This is a genomic window from Streptomyces sp. YS-3 (assembly GCF_045257485.1).
In the GTDB taxonomy this organism is placed as follows: Bacteria; Actinomycetota; Actinomycetes; order Streptomycetales; family Streptomycetaceae; genus Streptomyces.
Genome location: NZ_JBJHPC010000647.1, coordinates 1 through 3,789, shown reverse-complemented (window position 1 = coordinate 3,789; position 3,789 = coordinate 1). Strand labels below are relative to the sequence as shown.

Genomic DNA, 3,789 nt, shown 5'->3' with positions numbered 1-3,789 from the left:
CGCCCCGCCCGCTCGCGTGGCGTACCCCCGCACCTCCGCACCACCCGCCGCACCTGCCCCGGAGGAGAACCCGCATGAGCCGCAGCGACGTCCTGGTAGACGCCGACTGGGTCGAGGCCCACATCGACGACCCGAAGGTCGCCATCGTCGAGGTCGACGAAGACACCTCGGCCTACGAGAAGAACCACATCAAGAACGCGATCCGGATCGACTGGACCAAGGACCTCCAGGACCCGGTCCGCCGTGACTTCATCGACCAGGAGGGCTTCGAGAAGCTCCTGTCGGCGAAGGGCATCGCGAACGACACGACCGTCGTCCTCTACGGCGGCAACAACAACTGGTTCGCCTCGTACGCCTACTGGTACTTCAAGCTCTACGGCCACGACAGCGTCAAGCTGCTCGACGGCGGTCGCAAGAAGTGGGAGCTCGACTCCCGCGACCTGGTCGACGGCTCGCAGGTGCCCTCCCGCCCGGCCACCTCCTACAAGGCCAAGCCGCAGAACACCGCGATCCGCGCCTTCCGCGACGACGTGGTGGCGGCGATCGGCGCGCAGAACCTGGTCGACGTGCGCTCGCCCGACGAGTTCAGCGGCAAGCTGCTCGCCCCGGCCCACCTCCCGCAGGAGCAGTCGCAGCGCCCGGGCCACGTGCCCAGCGCCCGCAACATCCCGTGGTCGAAGAACGCCAACGACGACGGCACCTTCAAGTCGGACGACGCGCTGAAGGAGCTGTACGCGGCGGAGCAGGTCGACCTGGCCAAGGACACCATCGCGTACTGCCGCATCGGCGAGCGCTCGGCCCTGACGTGGTTCGTGCTGCACGAGCTGCTCGGCGTCGAGAACGTCAAGAACTACGACGGCTCGTGGACCGAGTACGGCTCCCTCGTCGGTGTGCCGATCGAGCTCGGCGCCAACAAGTAACCCCGCACAGCCCCGGCCCCCAGAGAACACAGACGTAAGGAAGAACCATGTGTGGAGCGAAGGCAGGCGGCCCCGACGCCTCGACGATCAAGCCCGGTGAGACCACCATCCAGGGTCAGGTGACCAAGGACGGCGAGCCCGTGGTCGGCTATGTCCGGCTGCTGGACTCGACCGGCGAGTTCACCGCCGAGGTCCCGACCTCGGCGACGGGCCAGTTCCGCTTCTACGCGGCCGAGGGCACGTGGACGGTGCGGGCCCTGGTGCCCGGCGCGACCGCGGACCGCACGGTCGTGGCGCAGACCGGCGGACTCGCCGAGGTCGCCATCGCCGTCTGACGACGGGCACGTACCGGCCGGAGGGCCGCACCCCAGGGGGTTGGACGCTTACCTGGACCGGGTGCGGTCCTCCGTGCCGTTTCCGGCCGGCCGATCCGGTCGTACGCTGGATTCATGTTGGCCCGACGCCGGCGCGAGTACTTCTGGATGATGGGCGGATGCCTGGTCCTGTTCGTGTCCGCCTGGGGCTTCGTGCGGCTGTGGTCCGTCCCGGCCGCGGTCGCCATGTGCGTGGTCGCCATGGTGATCCCGCCGGTCGCGGCGATGGTGGCCAACCGGCGCGGCCCGGACGACCGCTGGTGGGACGACCCGTCCGGGGACCCGAAGTCCGACGAGTGGTGGGACGAGCTGGACGGCAAGAAGAAGTACTGAGCGCTTCGGCGCGGGCCCGGGACGCGGGCCGCCCGCCGACGGCGCCCGGTACCGGCCGCCCCGGCCGCCGGTACCGCCGCCCGTACTGCTGCCGGTACCGCCGCCCGTCCTAATAGACCAGCGCCTGCGTCTCCTCCGCCATCGCCTCCTGGACGAAGACCTGCGCCCCGGCGATCCGGGCGCCCGCGATCAGGTCCGCCTCGGTGATGTCCCGCCGGGCCGCGCACTGCGTGCACACCGTGATCGTGCCGCCGCCCGCCAGGATCCCGTCGATCAGGTCCGGCAGCGGGGCCGCGTGCGGCAGCGCGAACTCGGCCGCCCGCCCCGGCAGCGCGAACCACGACGACTCGCCGGTCAGCCAGAGCGAGACCTCGATCCCACTGGCGACGGCGACCGCCGCCACGGTGAACGCCTGCGAACACCGCTCGGGGGCGTCGGCCCCCGCGGTCACCTTCAGTACGAGCTTTTTGGCCATGGACCGAACTGTAATGCGCGCCCCTACAACCCCTCCGGTCACCGGCGAGTCAGTTCTGTGCACGGGTGATCGGGCCCGTACCGAGGTCTCGTGGGGGGACCCTTTGGAGACGACACACGAGCCGCGCCCCCGGCGCGGCCGTACACCGCTGCTCATCGCGGGCGGCGCGCTGCTCGGTGTGGTGGCCGGGCTCTGCACCGGCTACACGGTGCAGGCGAGCGGCTCGCCGACGCCGCTGCCGCCGCTCTCGCAGCCGGTGCTCGCCCAGGCGAAGGGCAGGGCGCCCGCGCCGCTCTCCGCCGCGCGCGACCGCAAGGCGGCGACCGACGGCGATCTGCGGACCATGCTGCTGAAGCGGCCCGCCGGGGCATCGGACATCGAGAACCCGGAGGGGCACGACGGCTGGCTGTCCATGTCCGAGTACGCGGAGTACTTCACCAGCCCGTCCGGGGCCTTCGCGAGCCTGCTGAGCGAGGAGTTCCGGCGCGCGGCCGTGGCCGACTGGCGCGAGGGGAGTCTCGACGTGCGGATCCGGCTCATCCAGTTCCGCGACGAGCGCGCGGTCGCCTCGCAGGACGCCCTGGACGATCAGCACAAGTGGGCGGGCCGGGAGAGCGGCCACAGCACGGCGATCCCGGGCTCCGGCAACGGCCGCCTCTACACCGGCGGCGACCTGGACTCCCGGGGCCGCCACCGGGCGGAGGCCTTCGCGCGGCGCGGGAACGTCTACATGGAGGTGTGGCTCGACAGCGACGAGCCGATCGCTCCACAGAAGGCCATGGACCTGGCACGGCGGCAGTGGGAGCGGATGTGAACGGGAGCGGTGGAAGACGGCGGGGTGTCGCCCTCGCGGTGGGCGGGGCGCTGTTCGCGCTGGTCGCGGGCGGGGTCGGTGCCACGGCCGTCGTGGTGGACCGGGCCGACCGGGCGCCCGGCGCGCCGGACTGGACGTTCCCGTCGGGCAGGCCGGAGGCCACCGGCGCCGACCGGAAGGACGCGGCCACCGGGTCCGGCGGGCCTGCCTCGGAGCTGTCGCGGATGCTGGTGCCGCTGGGGACCGACGGGTACGGCCGGGGGCCCGACATCGACGGCTTCGGCGCCGACGCCGATCTGACCGGCGCCCAGGCGGTGGCCCTGCGCAAGGACGCCCTGCGCGGCCTGCCGTCCGCCCAGCGGCGCAGGATGGCCGAGGTGATCGACAAGGAGCGCGTCAAGGGGATGGCGATGCGCAGTTACGTCAGCACCGACGACGCGCCCGTCTCCGCGCCCGCCGCCGACGCCGCGTTCACGGTCGAGATCGTGCTCTCGCGGATGGAGAACACCCGGGCCGTACGGGGGCTGGCCACGTTCCAGAACGCGTACTTCGACTCCCTGGACTTCCTGCGCAAGGGCCCCGAGGTCAAGGGGCACAAGGAGGCCCGGTGCTTTCTGGGTCCCGACGAGAAGGACGAGAAGCTCGACATGATGATCTGTTCGGCCTACCGGGGCGAGATCCTGGTGAGCGCCGAGGCGGAGGGCCCCAAGCCCCTGAACGCCAAGGGCGCGGCGCTGCTGCTGGGCAAGCAGCTGGACCGGATCGGCGCCACCGGGGAGTCGGTGTGAGCGAGCCCGGGGCGCAGCCCCCTGAGGCCGACCCGCAGGCCCCGGACACCACCGCGCGGCCCGCCCCCGGGGAGCAGTCCACCCC

At 72.2% G+C, this 3,789-nt stretch carries 6 protein-coding genes; 5 read left to right on the top strand and 1 reads right to left on the bottom strand.

The genetic code is table 11. The features are described from left to right. The first annotated feature begins 74 nt into the window (after nucleotides 1-74). From ACJA3G_RS32525 to ACJA3G_RS32515, 3 genes are all read left to right on the top strand, one after another. A complete protein-coding gene (locus ACJA3G_RS32525; protein ID WP_406556625.1) occupies nucleotides 75-920 on the top strand; it encodes a sulfurtransferase in 846 nt (281 codons plus the stop codon). 47 nt (nucleotides 921-967) lie between these two features. Further along, the gene (locus ACJA3G_RS32520) at nucleotides 968-1,255 is read left to right on the top strand and encodes a DUF1416 domain-containing protein (protein ID WP_010985465.1); all 288 of its coding nucleotides are present in this window, start codon (nucleotides 968-970) and stop codon (nucleotides 1,253-1,255) included. Nucleotides 1,256-1,369: 114 nt separating this feature from the next. Next, nucleotides 1,370-1,627, top strand: coding sequence for a DUF3099 domain-containing protein (locus tag ACJA3G_RS32515; protein WP_344080574.1), 258 nt, complete (start codon nucleotides 1,370-1,372; stop codon nucleotides 1,625-1,627). A 109-nt stretch (nucleotides 1,628-1,736) separates the two neighbouring features. Here ACJA3G_RS32515 and ACJA3G_RS32510 read toward each other — a convergent pair whose 3' ends face one another. After that, nucleotides 1,737-2,102 carry a DsrE family protein gene (locus tag ACJA3G_RS32510; protein WP_406556624.1) on the bottom strand — a complete coding sequence of 122 codons (366 nt, stop codon included), beginning with the start codon at nucleotides 2,100-2,102 and terminating at the stop codon, nucleotides 1,737-1,739. 103 nt (nucleotides 2,103-2,205) lie between these two features. Between ACJA3G_RS32510 and ACJA3G_RS32505 the strand changes: the two genes are divergently transcribed. Together ACJA3G_RS32505 and ACJA3G_RS32500 are read left to right on the top strand one after the other, a co-directional pair. Next, nucleotides 2,206-2,916 carry a hypothetical protein gene (locus ACJA3G_RS32505; RefSeq protein ID WP_406556623.1) on the top strand — a complete coding sequence of 237 codons (711 nt, stop codon included), beginning with the start codon at nucleotides 2,206-2,208 and terminating at the stop codon, nucleotides 2,914-2,916. Then, nucleotides 2,913-3,704 (top strand): hypothetical protein, encoded by a 792-nt coding sequence (locus tag ACJA3G_RS32500; RefSeq protein ID WP_406556622.1) that lies wholly within the window; start codon nucleotides 2,913-2,915, stop codon nucleotides 3,702-3,704. Before ACJA3G_RS32505 ends, ACJA3G_RS32500 begins: the two co-directional genes overlap by 4 nt. The last annotated feature ends 85 nt before the right edge of the window (nucleotides 3,705-3,789 follow it).